The 21,642-nt window shown below is 61.2% G+C and carries 21 protein-coding genes and 1 riboswitch; of the genes, 8 read left to right on the top strand and 13 right to left on the bottom strand.

All coding sequences use genetic code 11. The features are described 5' to 3' along the window. Positions 1-145: 145 nt before the first annotated feature. The 8 genes from V8P77_RS34415 to V8P77_RS34380 all read right to left on the bottom strand — a co-directional run bounded on the left by V8P77_RS34415 (position 146) and on the right by V8P77_RS34380 (position 7,603). Positions 146-910: a bestrophin-like domain gene (locus V8P77_RS34415; RefSeq protein WP_335916741.1), complete on the bottom strand. Its 765-nt coding sequence runs from the start codon at positions 908-910 to the stop codon at positions 146-148. Positions 911-1,048: 138 nt separating this feature from the next. Then, on the bottom strand, positions 1,049-2,182 hold the full coding sequence (locus V8P77_RS34410; RefSeq protein ID WP_335916740.1) for a calcium:cation antiporter: 1,134 nt from the start codon (positions 2,180-2,182) through the stop codon (positions 1,049-1,051). A gap of 236 nt (positions 2,183-2,418) precedes the next feature. Further along, on the bottom strand, positions 2,419-3,126 hold the full coding sequence (locus V8P77_RS34405) for an SDR family NAD(P)-dependent oxidoreductase (RefSeq protein ID WP_335916739.1): 708 nt from the start codon (positions 3,124-3,126) through the stop codon (positions 2,419-2,421). A gap of 165 nt (positions 3,127-3,291) precedes the next feature. Then, positions 3,292-3,642 carry a ribbon-helix-helix domain-containing protein gene (locus V8P77_RS34400; RefSeq protein WP_335916738.1) on the bottom strand — a complete coding sequence of 117 codons (351 nt, stop codon included), beginning with the start codon at positions 3,640-3,642 and terminating at the stop codon, positions 3,292-3,294. Between the two features lie 23 nt (positions 3,643-3,665). After that, positions 3,666-4,262 (bottom strand): DJ-1/PfpI family protein, encoded by a 597-nt coding sequence (locus tag V8P77_RS34395; RefSeq protein WP_335916737.1) that lies wholly within the window; start codon positions 4,260-4,262, stop codon positions 3,666-3,668. A 106-nt stretch (positions 4,263-4,368) separates the two neighbouring features. Further along, the gene (locus V8P77_RS34390) at positions 4,369-4,761 is read right to left on the bottom strand and encodes a DUF779 domain-containing protein (RefSeq protein ID WP_335916736.1); all 393 of its coding nucleotides are present in this window, start codon (positions 4,759-4,761) and stop codon (positions 4,369-4,371) included. A gap of 215 nt (positions 4,762-4,976) precedes the next feature. Continuing rightward, positions 4,977-6,485, bottom strand: a complete 1,509-nt coding sequence (gene adh, locus V8P77_RS34385) for an aldehyde dehydrogenase (RefSeq protein WP_335916735.1) — start codon at positions 6,483-6,485, stop codon at positions 4,977-4,979. Positions 6,486-6,643: 158 nt separating this feature from the next. Next, positions 6,644-7,603 (bottom strand): helix-turn-helix domain-containing protein, encoded by a 960-nt coding sequence (locus V8P77_RS34380; RefSeq protein WP_335916734.1) that lies wholly within the window; start codon positions 7,601-7,603, stop codon positions 6,644-6,646. A 208-nt stretch (positions 7,604-7,811) separates the two neighbouring features. Here V8P77_RS34380 and msrB point away from each other — a divergent pair, with 208 nt between their 5' ends. Further along, positions 7,812-8,297, top strand: a complete 486-nt coding sequence (msrB, locus tag V8P77_RS34375) for a peptide-methionine (R)-S-oxide reductase MsrB (RefSeq protein ID WP_335916733.1) — start codon at positions 7,812-7,814, stop codon at positions 8,295-8,297. Positions 8,298-8,337: 40 nt separating this feature from the next. Here msrB and V8P77_RS34370 read toward each other — a convergent pair whose 3' ends face one another. Continuing rightward, positions 8,338-9,546 carry a TIGR03862 family flavoprotein gene (locus V8P77_RS34370; RefSeq protein ID WP_335916732.1) on the bottom strand — a complete coding sequence of 403 codons (1,209 nt, stop codon included), beginning with the start codon at positions 9,544-9,546 and terminating at the stop codon, positions 8,338-8,340. Positions 9,547-9,614: 68 nt separating this feature from the next. Then, positions 9,615-10,037, bottom strand: coding sequence for a MerR family transcriptional regulator (locus V8P77_RS34365; protein ID WP_335916731.1), 423 nt, complete (start codon positions 10,035-10,037; stop codon positions 9,615-9,617). Between the two features lie 71 nt (positions 10,038-10,108). Between V8P77_RS34365 and V8P77_RS34360 the strand changes: the two genes are divergently transcribed. The 6 genes from V8P77_RS34360 (at position 10,109) to V8P77_RS34335 (ending at position 18,282) form a co-directional block, all read left to right on the top strand. After that, on the top strand, positions 10,109-12,337 hold the full coding sequence (locus V8P77_RS34360; RefSeq protein ID WP_335916730.1) for a heavy metal translocating P-type ATPase: 2,229 nt from the start codon (positions 10,109-10,111) through the stop codon (positions 12,335-12,337). 163 nt (positions 12,338-12,500) lie between these two features. After that, positions 12,501-12,724: riboswitch (cobalamin riboswitch) on the top strand. 281 nt (positions 12,725-13,005) lie between these two features. Beyond that, positions 13,006-13,227: a glutaredoxin-like protein NrdH gene (gene nrdH / locus V8P77_RS34355; protein ID WP_017968025.1), complete on the top strand. Its 222-nt coding sequence runs from the start codon at positions 13,006-13,008 to the stop codon at positions 13,225-13,227. 9 nt (positions 13,228-13,236) lie between these two features. Then, on the top strand, positions 13,237-13,650 hold the full coding sequence (nrdI, locus tag V8P77_RS34350) for a class Ib ribonucleoside-diphosphate reductase assembly flavoprotein NrdI (protein ID WP_335916729.1): 414 nt from the start codon (positions 13,237-13,239) through the stop codon (positions 13,648-13,650). Beyond that, positions 13,620-15,770, top strand: a complete 2,151-nt coding sequence (gene nrdE / locus V8P77_RS34345) for a class 1b ribonucleoside-diphosphate reductase subunit alpha (protein ID WP_335916728.1) — start codon at positions 13,620-13,622, stop codon at positions 15,768-15,770. The genes nrdI and nrdE overlap by 31 nt, the downstream gene beginning before the upstream one ends. A 198-nt stretch (positions 15,771-15,968) precedes the next feature. Further along, a complete protein-coding gene (gene nrdF / locus V8P77_RS34340; protein ID WP_335916727.1) occupies positions 15,969-16,943 on the top strand; it encodes a class 1b ribonucleoside-diphosphate reductase subunit beta in 975 nt (324 codons plus the stop codon). A 103-nt stretch (positions 16,944-17,046) separates the two neighbouring features. Then, a complete protein-coding gene (locus V8P77_RS34335) occupies positions 17,047-18,282 on the top strand; it encodes an adenylate/guanylate cyclase domain-containing protein (protein ID WP_335916726.1) in 1,236 nt (411 codons plus the stop codon). Positions 18,283-18,300: 18 nt separating this feature from the next. Here V8P77_RS34335 and queE read toward each other — a convergent pair whose 3' ends face one another. Genes queE through queC form a run of 3 tightly spaced genes read right to left on the bottom strand, consistent with a single transcriptional unit; the run spans position 18,301 to position 20,107 of the window. Continuing rightward, positions 18,301-19,044 carry a 7-carboxy-7-deazaguanine synthase QueE gene (gene queE / locus V8P77_RS34330; protein ID WP_335916725.1) on the bottom strand — a complete coding sequence of 248 codons (744 nt, stop codon included), beginning with the start codon at positions 19,042-19,044 and terminating at the stop codon, positions 18,301-18,303. Further along, positions 19,041-19,397, bottom strand: a complete 357-nt coding sequence (gene queD, locus V8P77_RS34325) for a 6-carboxytetrahydropterin synthase QueD (RefSeq protein ID WP_335916724.1) — start codon at positions 19,395-19,397, stop codon at positions 19,041-19,043. Before queD ends, queE begins: the two co-directional genes overlap by 4 nt. Then, on the bottom strand, positions 19,397-20,107 hold the full coding sequence (queC, locus tag V8P77_RS34320) for a 7-cyano-7-deazaguanine synthase QueC (RefSeq protein ID WP_335916723.1): 711 nt from the start codon (positions 20,105-20,107) through the stop codon (positions 19,397-19,399). The genes queD and queC overlap by 1 nt, the downstream gene beginning before the upstream one ends. A gap of 404 nt (positions 20,108-20,511) precedes the next feature. Between queC and V8P77_RS34315 the strand changes: the two genes are divergently transcribed. Next, positions 20,512-21,642, top strand: a 1,131-nt coding sequence (locus tag V8P77_RS34315; protein WP_335916722.1) for an ABC transporter substrate-binding protein, incomplete at its 3' end; no start/stop codon positions are given.

Here is a 21,642-nt window from a genome sequence, read left to right as displayed (position 1 = left end):
GGTGAACATAGGGTTGGCCACCCGAAACGTAAGCATCCGGTGAAGGTCGCGGGTTGGGCTGCTTGAGCGCTCAGTCCGTGCGGCCAATTTCACGGAAGCAATTGCTCCAGCTTACTGCTCGTCCATCGATGGATCCATGACGCGGCTACGGTTTCCCCAGCCGTTCGATGGCAAACTGCAATGGTGCATCCGAAACACGGATCAGCCCGACATACGGGTTGGCCATGTCCGAAACCAGGAAGATGGCGCCGGCGACGGACAGGGCGCAGATGAGCAGAATTGACAGCACCGTCGGATTGGCCGGCGCCTGCAGCCCGAAGGTCGCAAAGAGCAGCGAAAGCCAACAGACGAGAACGGTCAGAAAAGCCCAGGGCAAACCCTCTTTGCCGGATTCGACCAGCAGCCAGTGGGTCTCGGCCAACATGCCGCTCACTTCCAGCGCACGCGCCTGGAGAGAGTGCTGCACGGCATCCCCCGGCGCCAGGGATCGAAGGTCGGCCTGAACCGCCTCGATGTCCCGATACTCCCCCGGCGCGTTGGCGGATGTCTCGTCAGTGGTCTCGGCAATCCAGCCGCGGCTCAGCCGTCTCTCGATGAGTTCACGCAGCAATTGACGCGCCCTGTTGGTTTCCGGCCCGTATTGCGCCATGACCCGGTCAAGCAGGAGTACCCGTGCCGCCGCCGTTCTCATTTCCACTTCGGCGTTGTCATAGGACGACTTGGCGGATGCGATCAGAAGGCCGAGAGCCAGAGCCGACAGCGTTCCCACCACCGCGGTCGCCAGCCTGATGACGTCCTTGGATTCTGCGTTGAGATGGTGCTCCGGCAAGCGGCCGCGCACCACCAATCCTATCGACGTCGCCGTCGACAGAAAAACAAATACAAGCCCGCCAACCAACAGTGAGCCCAAAGTCCGGTCTCCGTATTGCCGCGTAAGTCCTGCAGCCACCTTGCAACCTCTGCAATAATTCCTCTCATCATAGCGGAAGGCGAACCAAGCGCGGAACTCTTTACTTTCCTGATCTTGTGCGGTCGCAATCGGGTGGTTTCATTGCTGGAAAATCAGCAGCACGTAAGCCAGGAAAAGCACCAGATGGACAGCGCCTTGCATGAGATGCGTGCGGCCGCTGGCAAAGGTGATGATGCTGACGGCAAGCGTGAGCAGGAGCATCACCAGATCTCCATGTTCCAGGCCGAGCGTCACCGGGTGCCCGTAAAGACGGCTGATGACAAGCATTGCCGGCACGGTCAGCCCGATCGTCGACAATACCGAACCAAGGAAGATGTTGACGGCGCGCTGAAGATTGTTGGCGATGGATGCACGCACCGCGCTGATTGCCTCGGGTGTCGCCACAAGGACGGCCATGACAACACCGCCAAATGCGGTTGGGGCATGCAGGGTTTCGATAATGTAATCGATCGGCCGCGCAAGCTGTTCGACCAGAAAGACGACGGGACCCATATAGGCGAAAAGCAGAATGGCATGAGACCAGACCTGCCCGCGGGGAGGAGCATCTTCACTATGATGCTCGTGACGATTGCTGTCGTCGGTGAAATAGTCCTGATGGCGGCCGGCCTGAAGAAACAGAAACGTGGCGTAAAGGCCGACCGAGATTATGCCCAGGATCAATTGCCTCGGTGCCGAGGGATGCTGTCCGTCCGGGCCGGAAAGAAATGTCGGCATTACCAGGCTCAGGGTCGCCAGCGGCACGATGACACCGAGATAGGCGTTGGCGCCCTGCAAATTATGCTGTTGTTCCGGTCGCCGCCACGCACCCAGCAGCAATGACAGGCCGACCATGCCGTTCAGGATGATCATGACGACGGCAAAAAGGGTGTCGCGCGCAAGCGTGGGGTTGTTTTCGCCATGGATCATGACGGCGGATATCGCCATCACTTCGATCGAGGTGATGGCGAGCGTCAGAATGAGCGTGCCGTAAGGCTCCTTCAGCCGCTCCGCCAGATGATCCGCGTGCCGCACGACCGATAGGGCGGAGCCGAGGACGACGGCAAACAGCCAGACGAAAACGACGGTGAACCAAAGCGGATCGGAAAGCCGGCCGAAGAGCTGCTGCTGGAAGGCAAGAAACGCTAAGCTCGTCAGGACGCTGACGCCCAGAAACCATTCCTTGCGCACCAGACTGGTTGCGCCGACGGCGCGCAATGCCGGACCCTCCGTCATCGAAACCGTCCGCCTTCTGGCAAGTGCCGACGCAATGCGATCATCAACACTATGGTGTCCGCCCGCTGTTCTCCTGCCCGTCCCATGAGCAGGCACAGACGACGCTGCCTCAAGGCGAACCGAAGCTCAAGTCAGATCGTAAATCACTGATTAAAACTTGCAGGGCTCTGTCGTTCATCACCCACGGATCTCGACAAAGGAGCAGTCGCCGACGGTCGATCACGCCGCGCCTTGCATTATTCGCGCCCGGTCGCCGGGATTGCCGCGCCGGTGACGACGGCTGCTGCCGGCGAAATCAGGAAGGCGATGAGGCGGGCGATCGATTGCGGCGATACCCAGCCGTCCGTCTTCGCATCGGGCATGGCCGCGCGATTCTCAGGCGTGTCGATCGTCCCGGGCAGGATACTGTTGGCGGTGATGCGGTCGTCGCGGCATTCGGCAGCGATCGCCTCGGTCAGCCGGATGACGGCGGCTTTCGAGGCGGCGTAAGCGGCCTGCTTGGCACCGGCCTTCAGCCCGGGCGCGGCAGCGACATGAACGATGCGGCCGTAGCCGGCCGCCTTCATGGTCGGGAGAACCGCGGCGCTGATCGTCAGGGCAGTGCGGGCGTTTGCGGTCATCATCGTCTCCCACTGCGCGGGCGCCTCCGGCCCGACCGGTCCCATCTGGAAACCACCGACGGTGTTGACCAACGCGCTGACGCCGCCGAAGCGCTTGACCGCCCGGGCGACGGCGGCGGCACAGGAAGCATAATCGGTGAGATCCGTTCCTGCGATCGACAGAAACTCGGTGGAGGCAGGAAGATCACCGGCCAAGGCTTCCAGCTCACTGCTCGAACGGTTCATGCAGACGAGTTTTGCGCCGGCGCTGGCAAGCTCGCGGACAACGGCGCTGCCGAGGTTGCCGCCGGCTCCCGTGACGATCACAGCTTTCTGGTCTTTCATGTCAATCGATCTCCTGAGGGTGCCCGCGCTGGACAGCGTAGCGCATTGTTGTTCCAGGCTGCTCGGCAGCGCAAGGCCCCGCCCAAGACAAGGTCAGATGCTTGCGAAACGGCCCGCGGAGCTATTTGCGGGCCGTTCGTCTTTGATCGTCTGTCTGAGCTGATTTCAGTGATATTTCGCCCGTTCGCGGTCGAGGATGACAGGCGCGTCGAGGCCTGAGATCGGACGGCCGACATCGGCCGGAATGTCGCCGGTGAGCTGGAGGTCGAGATAGCGAGCGCAGCAGACCCGCAGGAAGGACGTGAAGTTGCCGAGATCGTGGCCGGCATCGATCGATTCATGATGCAGCCGGATGATCAGCTGGACGACATTCATGCCGTCGCGCCGGGCGATTTCCTCCAGCTTCGCCCAAAAGAAGTTCTCCAGTCTGACGCTGGTAACCATGCCGTCGATGCGCAACGACCGGGTGGTGCTTTCCCAGAGTCGAGCATCCGCCTTGATGAAGAGTTCACACATATCGTCCTCCGGTGCCGCCCTTCTCAGGCGGCGTTGGTTTCGAGCAATGCTGCGGCATCGAGCACGGCCATGAACTGGCGCAGCCACGACGGATGCGCCGGCCAGGCGGGCGCCGTAACCAGATTGCCGTCCGTGACTGCTTCGCTGATTGATATGTCGGCATAGATGCCGCCGGCAAGTTCGACTTCCGGCCGGCAGGCGGGATAGGCCGAGCAGGTGCGGCCCTTCAGCACACCGGCGGCGGCAAGCAATTGCGCGCCGTGGCAGATGGCGGCGACGGGTTTTCCTGCGTCGAAGAAGTGCCGGACGGATTTGATGACATCGGCGTTGAGGCGCAGATATTCGGGCGCACGGCCGCCGGGGATGACGAGGGCATCGTAATCTTCGGCGCGCATGCTGTCGAAAGTGGCGTTCAGCGCGAAATTATGGCCGCGTTTTTCGGAATAGGTCTGGTCGCCTTCGAAGTCGTGGATGGCGGTGGCGACGGTGTCGCCGGCCTTCTTGCCGGGGCAGACGGCATCGACCGTGTAGCCGCAGGCGAGCAGTGTCTGGAACGGCACCATCGTTTCGTAATCTTCGGTGAAATCACCGGTGATCATCAGGATCTTTGAGGCTGGCATCGTTTCCTCCCTTTGAAACCAACCGGCGGAGATTAGCAAAGAGCTGCTGCGAGCAGGTACTATGGGAATACTACAGGCGAAATTCCCACCCGATAAGGCGACAGCATTAGACCGCCCTGACCTTCACATCAGGCACCGCGCAAGCCTCGCCGCCGCCGAAGAGGCGGGAACGGGTGAGAAAGCGCTTCTCGCGGCCATTGTCGAGCGAGAACATGCCGCCGCGGCCGGGCACGACGTCGATGATCAGCTGCGTATGCTTCCATGCCTCGAACTGGCTGGCGCTGATATAAACAGGCACGCCGCCGATCTCGCCGAGCTTGACGTCGCTGTCGCCGATCATGAATTCGTCAGCCGGATAACACATCGGCGAGGAGCCGTCGCAGCAGCCGCCGGACTGATGGAAGAGGATATCGGGATGATCCCGTTTGATTTCCAAGATCAGATCGAGGGCTTTGTTGGTTGCAAGAACACGCGGTTCGCCGTTGACGGTGGTTTCCATGGTTCTTCCTCCGAAGTTTTTGGGGAGAGAATTCCCCTCCCCAACCCCTCCCCACAAGGGGGAGGGGCTAAGCTGTGGCACCGGCTCGCAAGACAACAAGCCGGCTGCATATGCTGCGCTCAAGAGTGATACGGCGAGGGCCGCATGTTAAGCCCCTCCCCCTTGTGGGGAGGGGTCGGGGAGGGGTTTGAGACCTTCCACCACGCGAAAGCATCTCAGAAGAAGCCAAGTGCCTTCGGGCTGTAGCTCACCAGCATGTTCTTGGTCTGCTGGTAGTGGTCGAGCATCATCTTGTGGGTTTCGCGGCCGATGCCCGACTGCTTGTAGCCGCCGAAGGCGGCATGGGCCGGGTAGGCGTGATAGCAGTTGGTCCAGACGCGGCCGGCCTGGATCTCGCGGCCGAAACGGTAGCAGCGATTGGCGTCGCGGCTCCAGACACCGGCGCCGAGGCCGTAGAGCGTGTCGTTGGCGATTTCGAGCGCCTCCTCCTCGTTCTTGAAGGTCGTCACCGAAACCACCGGTCCGAAGATCTCCTCCTGGAACACACGCATCTTGTTGTGGCCCTTGAAGATCGTCGGCTTGATGTAGTAGCCATTCGCCAATTCGCCGCCGAGATCGTTACGCGAGCCGCCGGTCAGCACTTCCGCGCCTTCCTGCTTGCCGATGTCGAGATAGGCGAGGATCTTTTCCAGCTGCTCGGTCGAGGCCTGGGCGCCGATCATCGTCGCGCTGTCGAGCGGGTTGCCCTGCTTGATCGCCTCGACGCGTTTGACGGCCTTTTCCATGAAGCGGTCGTAGATCGATTCCTGGACGAGGGCGCGGCTCGGGCAGGTGCAGACTTCGCCCTGGTTGAGGGCAAACATCGCAAAGCCTTCGAGCGCTTTGTCGAGGAAGTCGTCGTCTTCCGCCATCACATCGGCGAAGAAGATGTTCGGCGATTTGCCGCCGAGCTCCAGTGTCACCGGAATGAGGTTCTGGCTGGCATATTGCATGATCAGCCGGCCTGTCGTCGTCTCGCCGGTGAAGGCGATCTTGGCGACGCGGGGGCTGGTCGCCAGCGGCTTGCCGGCTTCGAGGCCGAAACCGTTGACGATGTTGAGGACGCCGGGCGGCAGGAGATCGCCGGCGAGTTCGGCCCAGAGCAGGATCGAGGCGGGGGTCTGCTCGGCGGGCTTCAGTACGACGCAATTGCCGGCGGCAAGTGCGGGCGCCAGCTTCCAGGTGGCCATCAGGATCGGGAAGTTCCACGGAATGATCTGGCCGACGACGCCGAGCGGCTCATGGAAGTGATAGGCGACGGTATCGTGGTCGATCTCGCCGATCGAACCTTCCTGGGCGCGAATGCAGGAGGCGAAATAGCGGAAGTGGTCGATTGCCAGCGGAATGTCGGCCGCCATGGTTTCGCGGATCGGCTTGCCGTTGTCCCAAGTCTCGGCCTGGGCGAGCAATTCCAGCTTGTCTTCCATGCGCTGGGCAATCTTCATGAGGATATTGGAGCGCTCGGCAGCGGAGGTGCGGCCCCATTTTTCCTTAGCCGCTTGGGCGGCGTCGAGCGCGAGATTGATGTCTTTTTCATTGGAGCGGGGAATGTCGCAGAGTTTGCCGCCGGTGACGGGCGTGAGGTTTTCGAAGTATTTGCCTTCGACCGGCTCGCGCCATTCGCCGCCGATATAGTTGCCGTATTTCAGCTTGAATGGCGACTCGACGATTTTCTGATGAAGCATGTCATCCTCCCTTGATGATCCAGGTTCCCAAACGAACCAGTGGGAGAAAAATGTGCATCTTTTGGCGCAGAGAATAAGGGTGGGTCTTCCATACCGCAGTGCACAGTGTCGCAGACCTGCGACAGCATTGCTTCACGATTGCGGGCGGCGAACCTTGATCAGTGGAGGTCGAGCTTTTTCATCTTCCTGTGCAGCGTGGCGCGGCTGATGCCGAGGGCGATCGCCGCCTGCGAGACATTGCCGCCTGCACGCGACAGCGCCCGAAGCAGGGCCGCCTTCTCCGCCTCGACCATCTCGTCCTGCTGGGAGACGCCGGCCTCGTGCAGGGCATCGGCAGCCGGAATGCCGGCGGCGATGCGCCTGTCGTCGAGCTGCAGCGCGATGCGGGCGGCGCGCGTCGCACCGAGCACCAGATCGTGCCTGTCGACGGCAAGCAGGGCGGCGGCGGAATTGGCGCCGGCCGGGACCATCAGGAAACGGGCGCCGGCAAAGGCCGAGCGGAAAAGATTGAGCTCGATGCGCATCGCCGCATCGCGCACGGTCTGCGTCAGGATTGCCAGCGTCATTTCGTTGACGTCTTCGCGGCATGTGGAGATGTCGAGGGCTGCGGTCAGCCGGCCGCGATGATCGCGGATCGGCGCCGTCGTGCAGCTGAGGCTGGTATTCGAGCAGAAGAAATGCTGATCGCGGAAGATGGCGACGGCACGCTCGTCGGCAAGTGCAGTGCCGATGCCGTTGGTGCCGATGCTGGCCTCTGTCCAGACCGAGCCGGTCCACAGGCCGAGTTCGCGAAATTCCTTGTCGTCGCCGGCAGCGCCCCGGCGCTCCAGCGCGATGCCGTTCTTGTCGGTCAAAAGCAGGCAGCAGCCCGCCCTGCCAACGGTGGTAAAGAGACGATCGAGCTCATCCGTCGCGCTGGCAATCAGCTGTTCGGACTGCTCGCGCGCACGGCGGAATTCCTGGTCGGTGAGCCGCAATGGCGTCCGTTTGTCCTCGGGTGCGAGTTGGTGCATGGTCATGCACCGCCGCCATGAGGCGACGACAGGAGAACTGGCCGCCGCAGAATCGCGCTGGGCAGACGTGTAGACGTGCTCGGCATGCGCTGAGTGTTCGTGCATCGGCTCCTCCCACCGAAGTTCAGCATAGTCTGATGGAAAAGCGGCCGGTTTGCAAATGGCCGGCGCTGGCGGCCGTCAGCGTGCGGCACTTCCTGACGAAAGTGGCGTAAATCACATTTCGGTGTTTGGGCGGCCATGGCGTAACAAAAGACCCTCTCTTTCGTAGTTCTTTGCAGAAGCAAGGTTTGCCAGACGAGGAGATCCGGCGATGCTGAACAGACGATTGTTGCTGATGGGCGCCGCTTTTGGAGCGCTTGCGGTTGACTTGGGCCTAGCCGGCAAGACGATTGCCGGCGAGACGTTTGCGGTGACCCATACTGAGGAGGAATGGCGCAAGCTGCTGACGCCGGATCAATATATCGCCCTGCGCCAGGCGGGGACGGAACATCCCTTCACCAGTGCCCTGCTGCATGAGCAGCGAAAGGGCAATTTCGCCTGCGCCGGCTGCGACCAGGACCTCTTTTCCTCGACCACCAAATTCGACAGCGGCACCGGCTGGCCGAGCTTCTGGGCGCCGCTTGAAAATGCCGTCCGCACCACGAGCGACACGACTTTCGGTATGGTGCGTACCGCCGTGCACTGCAGCCGCTGCGGCGGTCACCTCGGCCATGTCTTCGATGACGGCCCGAAGCCAACCGGGCTTCGCTACTGCATGAATGGTCTCGCCATGAGATTCCGTCCGGTCTCGGCCTGACCGAGAGATGGCCTTACTCGGTGCTGATGACTGCTTGCGCCTAGCGCTGCAGCCAGGCTTCGATACCACGCGCTGCCGCCCGGCCGGTCGCCAGGCACGCAGTGAGGAGATAACCGCCGGTCGGCGCTTCCCAGTCGAGCATCTCACCGGCGACGAAGGTGCCCGGCAGTGCCTTCAACATGTAGCTGTCGTCGATGCTGCTCCAGCGGATGCCACCGGCAGAGGAGATCGCCTCGCCGATCGGCCGGGTTTCGATCGCCGGCACCGGCAGCGCCTTGATCATGCCGGCGAGACGCTCCGGATCGGTTCGGTCGCGCTCGGGAGCGAGTTCGCGCAGCAGCGCGGCCTTGACGCCGTCGAGGCCGGCGCCCTTGCGCAGGCGGTTTGAAAAGCTCGATTTGGCGTCCTGCCGCGCAAGGTCGCGGCTCAGCCTGTCGATGGTGCGGCCGGGTGCGAGGTCGAGCGTCAGGACGGCGCTGCCATGGTTCAGCAGCCGGTCGCGCAACGCCGCCGTATGGGTATAGACGAGGCTGCCTTCGATGCCGCTCTCGGTGATGACGAATTCGCCGGAAAACGTGCCGGCCTTGGATGTTGCAGTGACCGACTTTACCGGCACTCCGGCGAAACGCTCGCGGAAGCTTCCGCTCCAGCCGACGACGAAACCGCAATTGGCGGGTTTAAAGGCATCGATCTCGACACCCCTCTCCGATAGCCGGCTCAGCCAGCTTGCATCGGAGCCGAGGCGCGGCCAGCTTGCGCCGCCGAGCGCCAGCAGGGCTGCGTCGCAATGGACGATACGGCGTCCTTCAGGCGTTTCGAAAACATGGCCGTCTTCTGCAAAACCGGTCCAGCGGTGGCGGGTGCGCAGCGTGGCACCCTGTGCCTCGAGCCGCCTGAGCCAGGCGCGCAGCAAAGGCGAGGCCTTCATCACCTTCGGAAAAACCCGGCCGGACGAGCCGACGAAGGTTTCGGTGCCGAGCCCTGCTGCCCAATCCCTGATATTATCAGGGGTAAAGGCATCAAGAGCGGGGCGCAGACGGGCGGAGGCCGCGCCGAAGCGTGTGGTGAACCGGGCATAATCCTCGGAGTGGGTGATGTTGAGACCCGACTTGCCGGCAAGCAAGAACTTGCGGGCGAAGGTCGGCATGGCGTCGTAGACCGTCACCGCATGTCCGGAACGGGACAGCAGTTCGGCAGCCGCGAGACCCGCCGGGCCGCCGCCGATGATTGCAATCCGCTTCTGCTTCATGGATGTCTTCGCCCGATTCTGTCTGCATCAGTTTTGGCGCGGGCGCGGACCGCCTGCAAGGGCAGAGATCAGTGGTGCGGATGCGTGCACTGGCCGTGGTCGGCGAGCACCTCGATGACGCGGCATTGGTCGACGCGGCCGTGGCCGCACCCTTCCACCATGATTTCCAGCTCGGCCTTCAGCGCCATCAGGCTGCGGATGCGCTGCTCGACCTCGATGAGGCGGGCCTTGGCGATGGCGTCGGCCGAGGCGCAGGACTGGTGCGGATCGTCCTGCAGAGTGAGCAGCGTGCGGATCGCGTCGATCTCGAAGCCGAGTTCACGGGCATGGCGGATGAAGGCGAGACGGCTGATATCGGCAGGCTCGAAGGAGCGCTGGTTGCCCTCGCTGCGGCTCGGGGCCGCGAGCAGGCCGATGCTTTCATAATAACGCACCGTCGGCACCTTGACGCCGCTCTGGCGGGCAGCTTCACCAATGGTGATCTTTTTCATGATTTTCCTCTTGCACCTCTAGTCGCTAGAGGATGTAGGAGGGATGCTTCTATTTGACAAGGAAGCGGATCATGGCTGAGAGCGAGACACGATACCGGGTTGGCGGCATGGATTGCGCCTCCTGCGCAACCAAGATCGATACGGCGGTCAGACGCTTGACGGGTGTCGCCGATGTTTCCGTTTCGGTGATGGCGGGCACGATGACCGTCCGCCACGATGGCAGCAGTGATCTCAAGGCGATCGAGAAGAAGGTGACCGGGCTCGGCTATTCCGTCGCGCCGCTTGCCGGAAACGCTGCGCCTGCGCATACCCAGGGCTCGCAGCATCGTCACGACCATGGACATGATCACCGCGATCACGCGGGCCATGATCACGACCATCCTCACGATCATGGCGAGGAAATCGAAGGGCTGCACGGGCACGACCATGCGGCGATGGCCGGTCCCTGGTGGAAGAGCAGGAAGGGCCGGCTGACTATCCTTTCGGGTGCGGCACTCGTTGCCGCCTATATCGTCGGCCATCTGGTGCCGGCGATCGCATCCTATGCCTTCATCGTCGCCATGCTGATCGGGCTGGTGCCGATCGCTCGGCGCGCCGTCATGGCTGCCTTCTCTGGAACACCGTTTTCGATCGAGATGCTGATGACGATCGCCGCCGTCGGCGCCGTCATCATCAATGCCGGCGAGGAGGCGGCGACCGTCGTGTTCCTGTTCCTCGTCGGCGAGCTGCTGGAAGGGGTGGCGGCGGGCAAGGCGCGCGAAAGCATCCAGTCGCTGACGGGTCTGGTGCCGAAGAATGCGCTGCTCGAAGACAATGGGCAAACGCGGGAAGTGCCGGCAGAAAGCCTCGCCGTCGGGGCGATCATCATGGTTCGTTCCGGCGACCGCATCTCGGCGGACGGCATCATCATCTCAGGCGAGAGCGCCATCGACGAGGCGCCGGTGACGGGCGAAAGCACGCCGGTGCGAAAGGGCGTCGATGCCATCGTCTTTGCCGGCACGGTGAACGGCGATGCGATGCTCAGGGTTCGCGTCACCGCGGCTGCGGCCGACAATACCATCGCCCGTGTCGTCAAGCTGGTGGAGGAGGCGCAGGAATCCAAAGCGCCGACAGAACGCTTCATCGATCGGTTTTCGCGCTATTACACGCCCGGCGTGGTCGTGGTCGCAGCACTCGTCGCGGTCGTTCCGCCGCTGCTGTTCGCTGGGCTATGGGGCGAATGGGTCTATAAGGGCCTTGCCATTCTTTTGATCGGCTGCCCCTGCGCACTTGTCATTTCGACGCCGGCGGCAATCGCCGCTTCGCTTTCATCGGGTGCGCGGCGCGGGCTGTTGATGAAGGGCGGCGCTGTGCTGGAAACGCTCGGCAAGGTGACGATGGTCGCCTTCGACAAGACAGGCACGCTGACGGAAGGCAAGCCTCAGGTAACTGACATCATTTCTTTTGGCCTGAGCGAGTCGCAGGTGCTGTCGCGTGCGGCGGTGCTGGAGCAGGGCTCCAGCCACCCGCTGGCGCTGGCGATCCTCAACCGCGCCAAGGCGGACGGCGTTCCCGTGCCGCCGGCCTTCGAGCTGGAAGCGCTGCCGGGCAAGGGCGTCACCGGCAAAGTCGGCGGTGAGACGCTGGACCTGCTGTCGCCGCCCGCCGCCCGAGAGCGCGGGGCGCTCAGTGCGGAACAGGACGCCCGCGTCGCGGCGCTGAACGACGAGGGCAAGAGCGTGTCGGTGCTGCTCGTCAACGGTGTTGCGGCCGGCCTTATCGCCATGCGCGACGAGCCGCGCGAGGATGCCGAGGCCGGGCTCGCTGCCCTCAAATCAGCCGGCATCAAGGCGATGATGCTGACCGGCGACAACAAGCGGACGGCAGCAGCCGTTGCCGGCATGCTCGGCATCGACTGGCGCGGCGAGATGATGCCTGAGGACAAGCAGCGGGTCGTCGGCGAATTGAAGCGCCAGGGCTTCGTCGTCGCCAAGGTCGGCGACGGCATCAACGACGCTCCGGCGCTGGCAGCGGCCGATACCGGTATCGCCATGGGCGGCGGCACCGACGTGGCGCTGGAGACGGCGGATGCCGCCGTGCTGCACGGACGCGTCGGCGACGTGGCGCGGATGATCGAACTTTCCAAACGCACGATGCGCAACATCCTGCAGAATATCACCATCGCACTCGGGCTGAAGGCGGTGTTTCTGGTGACGACAATCGCCGGCATCACCGGTCTCTGGCCGGCGATCCTCGCCGATACCGGCGCCACCGTGCTGGTGACGATCAATGCGCTCAGGCTGCTCCGAATAAAAATATGAATATCGTTTGGGGAGCCGGCTTCTGCCGGCTCTTTTATGATGGGTTCTCCACAGCGCTTTCCCGTTAACGCTTCATTATCCACATCATACACAGGCGCGGCGATTCGTTGCCGCCATTGCTGCGACGCCATAACAACTTGTTGACGTCATCAGCGATTCGAGTACCATATCTAGTGTTCGAGGTTCCGTCGATTCGTGAGGATCGGCGGCTAAGACGGGAATTCGGTGCGTTTCGCCATCATGGTGCGGCAATGCCGGAGCTGCCCCCGCAACTGTAAGCGGCGAGCAACTGTCCGATTTCAGGTCACTGGAGCATGATGCTCCGGGAAGGCTGGGCAGGCGCTTTGACCCGTGAGCCAGGAGACCTGCCTCGAACGAAACGTCCACGGGCGGGGTGTCCGGACGGTCGCGTTGCATGGCTGCGGGGAATCTCCGCATCGCGTTTCGCTGGCCCGAACCTCCGCCCCCGAAACCTTCGCATTGAGCCACTTCGGGGTGAAGTCATGTCAGTATCTCAGTTCAGGCCGCCACCCGCACCAAGGAGAGGGCGGATCACGCCCAGCGGCTGAACGAGCCGCATCGCTGCAAAATACAGAGTGGTTTCGACGGATATCGAGAGATTTCCGATCGATGTCCTGCGTCCCAATCGCGTCGTTACGAGGAATATCATGACCATCACCGTCTACAGCAAACCTGCCTGCGTCCAATGCACTGCCACCTACCGCGCCCTCGACCGCCTGGGCGTCGACTATGACATCGTCGATATCTCTGAGGATGCCGAAGCGCTCGATCGCGTCCGCAGCCTCGGCTACATGCAGGCGCCTGTCGTCATCGCCGGCGAGCAGCATTGGGCCGGTTTCCGCCCCGACATGATCAGCGCACTTTCCTGAGGAAAGGCGATGGGTCTGATCGTCTATTATTCCAGCCGATCCGAGAACACCCATCGGTTCGTCGCCAAGCTCGGACTGCGCGCGGCACGCATTCCGCCAAGTGGCGCAGACGCGTTCGATATCCGCGAACCCTTCGTGCTTGTTGTGCCGACCTATAGCGGCGACGGCGGCAAGGGTGCCGTTCCCAAGCAGGTGATCCGTTTCCTCAACGATACGGAAAATCGAGGACACATCCGCGGCGTGATTGCCGCGGGCAACAGCAATTTCGGCGAAACATACGGGCTCGCCGGCGACGTGATCTCAAGGAAGTGCCAGGTGCCTTACCTCTACAGGTTCGAACTGCTGGGCACAGAAGCGGATGTCGCCAACGTCAAACACGGAATGGAACGGTTTTGGACACGGGAATTCTTGAACGCCCTTTGAAAGCAGCGGAAACGCTCGACTACCACGCGCTGAACGCGATGCTGAACCTCTATGATGATCAGGGGCGGATTCAGCTCGAAAAGGATCGTTTGGCGGCTAAGCAGTATTTCCTGCAGCATGTGAACCAGAATACGGTGTTCTTTCACAATCTCCGGGAAAAGCTCGATTACCTCGTGACCGAGGGCTATTACGAGCAAGAGGTTCTCGACCAGTATTCCTTCAATTTTGTGCGCGACCTGTTCGACCAGGCCTATGCAAAGAAATTTCGTTTCCCTACCTTCCTCGGCGCCTTCAAATACTACACCAGCTATACGCTGAAGACCTTCGACGGAAAGCGCTATCTCGAGCGCTATGAGGATCGTATCTGCATGGTGGCGCTGGCCTTGGCGCGCGGCGACGAGGGCCTTGCCCGCGACATGGTCGACGAGATCATTTCCGGCCGCTTCCAGCCGGCAACGCCGACCTTCCTCAATGCCGGCAAGAAGCAGCGGGGCGAACTGGTTTCCTGCTTCCTGCTGCGTGTCGAGGACAATATGGAATCGATCGGCCGGTCGATCAATTCGGCATTGCAATTGTCAAAGCGGGGCGGCGGCGTGGCGCTGTCGCTGACGAATATCCGCGAGGCGGGCGCGCCGATCAAGCATATCGAGAACCAGTCTTCGGGCATCATCCCTGTCATGAAGCTGCTCGAAGACAGCTTCTCCTACGCCAACCAGCTCGGCGCGCGGCAGGGGGCGGGTGCGGTCTATCTCAATGCCCATCATCCCGATATCATGCGCTTCCTCGACACCAAGCGCGAAAATGCCGACGAGAAGATCCGCATCAAGACGCTGTCGCTCGGCGTCGTCGTACCCGATATCACCTTCGAGCTCGCGAGGAACAACGAGGACATGTACCTGTTCTCGCCCTATGATGTGGAGCGCGTCTATGGCGTGCCCTTCACCGAGATTTCGGTGACGGAAAAGTATCGCGAAATGGCTGATGACGCCCGCATCTCCAAGAGCAAGATCAAGGCGCGCGAATTCTTCCAGGTGCTTGCCGAAATCCAGTTCGAGAGCGGCTACCCCTACATCATGTTCGAGGACACGGTGAACCGCGCGAACCCGATCGCCGGGCGCATCTCGATGAGCAATCTCTGCTCGGAAATCCTTCAGGTGAGCGAGGCCAGCGAATATCATGACGACCTCTCCTACAAACATCTCGGCAAGGATATTTCCTGCAATCTCGGCTCGCTGAATATCGCCGCGGCAATGGATTCGGCCGATTTCGGCAAGACGATCGAGACCTCGATCCGGGCGTTGACGGCCGTTTCCGACATGAGCCACATTTCATCGGTTCCCTCGATCGAGAAGGGCAATGACGAGAGCCATGCGATCGGCCTCGGCCAGATGAACCTGCACGGTTATCTCGCCCGTGAACGCATCTTCTACGGCTCCGAGGAAGGCGTCGATTTCACCAATATCTATTTCTATACGGTGACCTACCACGCGATACGCGCCTCGAACCTGCTGGCGGTCGAGCGGGGCCAGAGCTTCAAGGGCTTCGAGAACTCGAAATATGCCTCCGGCGAATATTTCGAAAAATATACCGATCGGCTCTGGGAGCCGGCGACGGAAAAGGTGAAGACGCTGTTCGAGACGTCGGGCATTCACATTCCGAGGCAGGAAGACTGGGCCGCGTTGAAGAAGGCGGTGATGGCCTCCGGTCTCTATAACCAGAATCTGCAGGCGGTGCCGCCGACAGGCTCGATCTCCTATATCAACCACTCGACCTCCTCGATCCATCCGATCGTCTCGAAGATCGAGATCCGCAAGGAAGGCAAGATCGGTCGCGTCTACTATCCGGCGCCGTTCATGACCAACGACAATCTCGATTATTATCAGGATGCCTACGAAATCGGGCCGGGAAAGATCATCGACACCTATGCGGCGGCGACCCAACATGTCGACCAGGGCCTGTCGCTGACCTTGTTCTTCCGCGACACGGCAACGACGCGCGACATCAACAAGGCGCAGATCCATGCCTGGAAGAAGGGCATCAAGACGATCTACTACATCCGCCTTCGCCAGATGGCGCTGTCCGGCACCGAGGTGCAGGGCTGCGTGTCTTGTACGCTGTGAGTTGCTGTTTCGCTCCGGAGCATTTGCCCCTCACCCTAACCCTCTCCCCGTTCTGACGGGGAGAGGGGACTTGCCACACGAACCGGCAATAAAAGACGGAAAAGGGTGCGGCATATCCCCTTCGCCCCGCTGGCGGGGAGAAGGTGCCGGCAGGCGGATGAGGGGCAAATCCGGACACATTTCTCAAGAGGGAACACAATGAACATGCAATTGAAGCCGGTCAGCCGCGTGCGCGCCGTCAACTGGAACCGCATCGAGGACGAGAAGGATCTTGAAGTCTGGAATCGGCTCACCGGCAATTTCTGGCTGCCGGAAAAGGTGCCGCTTTCGAACGACATTCCCTCCTGGGCGACGCTGACGCCAACCGAGCAGCAACTGACCATCCGTGTATTCACCGGATTGACGCTGCTCGACACGATCCAGAACGGCGTCGGTTCCGTCAAGCTGATGGAGGATGCGGTAACGCCGCATGAGGAGGCGGTGCTTTCCAACATCTCCTTCATGGAGGCGGTGCATGCACGCTCCTATTCCTCGATCTTCTCGACGCTGTGCTCGACGCCCCATGTCGACGATGCCTATCGCTGGTCGGAGGAGAACGAATTCCTGCAGCGGAAATCGGCGCTGATCATGGAGCAGTATCGCTCCGGCGATCCGTTGAAGAAGAAGGTTGCGAGCGTCTTCCTCGAAAGCTTCCTGTTCTATTCCGGCTTCTACCTGCCGATGTACTGGTCGAGCCGCGCCAAACTCACCAATACGGCCGACATGATCCGGCTGATCATCCGCGACGAGGCGGTGCACGGCTATTATATCGGCTACAAGTTCCAGCGCGGGCTGGAACGTCTCGGCGACGAGCGGAAGCAGGAGATCAAGGATTTCGCCTTCGAGCTGCTGCTCGAACTCTATGACAACGAGGCGAAATATACCGAAGCGCTCTATGACGGTGTCGGGTTGACCGAGGACGTCAAGAAATTCCTGCACTACAATGCCAATAAGGCGCTGATGAACCTTGGCTACGAGGCGCTGTTCCCGGCCGAGGCCTGCAAGGTCAATCCGGCGATCCTGTCGGCGCTTTCGCCGAATGCCGACGAGAACCACGACTTTTTCTCCGGCTCCGGGTCCTCCTATGTCATCGGCAAGGCTGTCGCGACCGAGGATGAGGATTGGGATTTCTGAGGTTTTATCGCAGTCTGCCCTTATCATTTGCTCTCTCATCGCCCACATTCAGCGGAAACTAAATTTGGTCCTCGCCGATGATGTGGCGTAGCGGGAGTTTTTGATGTCGTCTTTTCCAAACAAGGCCGGGCCTGCCGTCGAAGCGGATGACGGCGTCTGGCCGACCCGCAGGAGGCGGATTCTCGACTGGCTGGTGAACGAGACGCGTGGCGAGCGCTTCATCGACAACATCCTAGTGGAAATGTGTGAGAAGCTGCTTTCGGCTGGCGTGCCGGTGGCGCGGGCGACATTGCATTTCAGGACGAACCATCCGCAATGGATCGGTGCCCGCATCCTCTGGAAGGAAGGTCTGGCGGAGGCGAAGATCAACACTTTCGCCTATGGTGTCGAAAACACGCCGGAGTTCCTGAAGAGTCCCGTCAATGCGATCCATCAGGGTTCGGAGGAGGTGCGTAGACAGCTGGAAGGCACAGCCGACGGCGACGAGGATTCATTCTATCAGGAACTGCGGGACGACGGGCTGACGGAGTACATCGCCTGGCCGCTTGAACATACTTTCGGCAAACGTCACGTCGCGACATTTTCCACCAGCCGGCCGGGCGGTTTTGCGAGAGAGCATGTCGATTTTCTGCGCGATCTGCTGCCGGCCCTGACGCTCGTCAGCGAAATCCGGCTGAAGAACATCATGGCGCGCACGTTGCTGCAGACCTATGTGGGACCGCATGCGAGCGAGCAGATCCTGTCGGGTGTTACGACGCGCGGCAGCGGCGCCACCGTCGGTGCGGCGATCATGATCTGTGACCTGCGCGACTTTACGGCGATCTCCGATCTCTGGCCGCGCGACGATGTCATCCATCTGCTCAACGACTATTTCGACGCCATGTCCGACCCGATCGAACGCTATGGCGGCGAGATCCTGAAATTCATGGGCGACGGGTTGCTGGCGATCTTCCCGCTGAGCAAGGAAACGGCCTGTCATGATCTGCTGCAGGCGATCCGCGAGGGGCAGGCGTTGATGGCGCAACTGAACCAGCAATATGCGGGCAACGGACGTGAACCGCTGCGCTACGGCGTCGGCGTGCATGTCGGCGACGTCATGTACGGTAATATCGGCTCGCGTCGTCGGCTGGATTTCACCGTCATCGGCCCGGCGGTCAATGTCGCCTCGCGGCTGGAAAGCCTGACTAAGGAGGTCAAGCGTCCGGTGCTCCTGTCACGAGCCTTCGTCGAAATGGCGGGCTGCGCGCAAGACATGGACAGCCTCGGCACCTTCCCGCTGCGCGGGCTTGGAGAGCCCGTCGATGTTTTCGCCTTCCCGGAGGAGCGGGTCACTGCATAATTTTCAGCGCAGGCGGGCTCATACGCCCCGCTTGTTGCCCCAGAGCAGCACGTGCAATTGCGGCAGTACGCGGACTTCAAACCATTGGTCGGCCGTCACACTTTCGACAAGCCAGTGCATCCGATCCATCACGCCGTCGATATCAATGCGCGAATCGTCGTCATCATCATCGGAGTCATCGGGGGGCGGCGGCGTAGGATTGCCCGGCTGAAGGAACAAGGGAATTTGCGGATAGCGCTGACCCGCCTGCTTGGCGAATGCGTAGTCTGCATCGTCGAAGACGACGATCTTCAATGCGATCTCCGGCCCGCCAGCCGCCAGGCGAAGGCAGTTATCCACCTGATCCCAATCCGTCAGCATTCCACTTGATGGCGGCTTGGGGCTGATCACCAGCATGTCGAGGTCGCGAAACCAGCCCTGGGCGACGCTTCCCTGTGTTTCCAGGGCAAAGCGATATCCTTGCGAATGCCCAAGCTCGATCAGCGGCCCCAAGGGCTGGATCGCCGGATTGCCGCCGGAAAGGGAAACCGTCAGTGGCTTTCCCCCGGAGAGTTTCATGACCTCCTGCCAAATGGCCTCGACGGACATCGAAATCCACTGTTCCCGGAACGCGCTGTCGACCGCGTGAAGGCTGTCGCACCAGGAACACCTGTAGTCGCAGCCGCCTGTCCTCACGAACACCGTCGGCAGCCCGATCAAGACGCCTTCACCCTGTATGGTCGGGCCAAAGATCTCGCTGACGCGAATGGTCCCGGCGCTCACGGCCTGTACTCCGCCCATGTTTTCGGGGTCTCGCTGACGCGAACGGACGAGGTCTCCGGAAAGCGCTGCTTGCACCAGTCGTAGAAATGCCTTGCCAGGAACTCAGAGGTGACTTTCGAATGACCGAAGACGTCGTTCAGGTGGCGATGATCGAGAGTGTCGTCGATATAGCGCTTGAGCGGCGAGAGGTCGTGATAGTCACGGACGAAGCCATCATCATTGAGGCTTTCCGCAGCCAGCTCGACGACGACGATGTAGTTGTGACCGTGGAGCCGAGCACATTGATGGTCGGCAGGCAGGTGATCCAATTGATGGGAGGCGGAGAGATGAAACTCCTTGGTGATGCGGTACATCAACGCACCTCCGTGGCTGAGTATCGCGACACGGCCGCTCTCCAGAAATCCCGGTCTTCGTACTCCGTAGGATCGGGGACGCCGGCAAGATCGAAGGCTTCGCGACGTTCCACGCAGGTTCCGCAGCGCCCACAGTGGAGCTCGCCGCCTTTGTAGCAGGACCAGGTTTCCGAAAACGGCGTGCCGTGTTTTTCGCCGTCAACCACGATCGCCGCTTTGGAAACATCGACATAGGGTGCAAGCAGCTTCACGCTGGCATAACCGTCCAGCGCTTCGTTCTGCATGCGCTGGAAGGCATCGATGAAGCCCGGCCGGCAGTCCGGGTAGATGAAGTGGTCGCCGCCATGCACGGCGACGGCAACGGCATCTGCTTTTTGCGTGGCCGCCAAACCGAACGCGATTGCCAGCATGATGGCGTTGCGGTTGGGCACGACGGTGGCTTTCATGGTCTCCTCGGCGTAGTGGCCATCCGGAACCTCGACATTGTCGGTCAGGGCCGATCCGCTGAGATGACCGCCGATACTGGAGATGTCGATGACATGATGGGGAACGGAAAGCCGTGCGGCACAGCGGGCGGCGAATTCCAGTTCCTTGCGATGCCGTTGGCCGTAGTCGAAGGAGACGAGACCGATAAGCTGTTTTTCCGCTGCTACTTTGTGGGCAAGCGAAATGGAGTCCAGTCCGCCGGAGCAGACGACGATGGTTTTCATATTTTGGATCCCTTGTTTTGACCGGGTGGGCTGCGACCGGATTACGCGGTGCTTCTAAAACAAATCATGCGCCATGGAAACAGTTTTAAAATCTCGGCCATCACAGCCGGGCGGCTACCCGACCGGAAAGTTGATCTGCGGTGACAGCAGGAGCTGCAGATCCTCGACCTCCGGATTGTTGCCGTCGTTCCGTTAGCAATCCAAAAATTCGTATAAAATTCAATCGGATGTCCTAGTAGTCATATTTTTCTCGGGAGTCGAGAAAGGACTTGACGACAGAAGGCTTATAACGCTTTAAATTGTTAACCGCGCGGAGGAGCGCGGCCGCGTGTTGCCCACTGCAAGGCGGGTAAACATCGGGCGGCGGGGAGGTCCTGCCGCCGATTTTCAATGGGAGGAAATTCATGCGCAAGTTTTTGAGCTCGGCAGCTGTTGCTGTCGTGATGATGGCTGGCCTCAGTGCTGCCCACGCCGCTGACGTTAAGGAAGTGCAGATGCTGCACTGGTGGACGTCAGGCGGGGAGGCTGCGGCGCTGAACGTCTTGAAGCAGGATCTGTCGAAGGAAGGTTTTGCCTGGAAGGACGTTCCGGTTGCCGGCGGTGGCGGCGATGCGGCGATGACGGCACTGAAGGCGATGGTGGCTGCCGGCACCTATCCGACGGCCTCGCAGATGCTGGGCTATACCGTGCTCGATTATGCTCAGGCCGGCGTCATGGGCGATCTGACCGAGACGGCCAAGAAGGAAGGCTGGGACAAGTCGGTTCCGGCGGCACTCCAGAAGTTCTCGGTCTATGACGGCAAGTGGGTTGCCGCCCCCGTCAACGTCCACTCGGTCAACTGGCTGTGGATCAACAAGGCCGTCATGGACAAGATCGGCGGCACCCAGCCGAAGACCTTCGAGGATCTGATCGCGCTGCTCGACAAGGCCAAGGCCGCAGGCGTCATCCCGCTGGCGCTCGGCGGTCAGAACTGGCAGGAAGCGACGATGTTCGATTCCATCGTGCTGTCGACCGGCGGGCCTGAGTTCTACAAGAAGGCTTTCAACGATCTCGACGAGGAATCGCTGAAGTCCGACACGATGAAGAAGTCCTTCGATAATCTGGCGACGATCATCAAATATGTCGATCCGAACTTCTCGGGCCGTGACTGGAACCTGGCAACCGCCATGGTCATCAAGGGTGACGCTCTGGTGCAGGTGATGGGCGACTGGGCCAAGGGCGAATTCGTCGCGGCCAAGAAGACGCCGGACACCGACTTCCTGTGCTACCGCTTCCCCGGCACCGACGGCAGCGTGGTCTACAACTCCGACATGTTCGGCATGTTCAACGTTCCCGACGACCGCAAGGCGGCCCAGGCAGCGCTGGCGACGGCAACGCTGTCGAAGAGCTTCCAGTCGGCCTTCAACGTCGTCAAGGGTTCGGTGCCGGCCCGCACCGACGTTCCCGATACCGACTTCGACGCCTGCGGCAAGAAGGGCATCGCCGACCTGAAGGCTGCCAACGAAGGCGGCACGCTGTTCGGATCGCTGGCGCAG

It is taken from the genome of Rhizobium aouanii, from assembly GCF_037002925.1.
GTDB classification, from domain to species: Bacteria; Pseudomonadota; Alphaproteobacteria; order Rhizobiales; family Rhizobiaceae; genus Rhizobium; species Rhizobium aouanii.
This window is presented reverse-complemented; position numbering and strand designations above follow the sequence as displayed.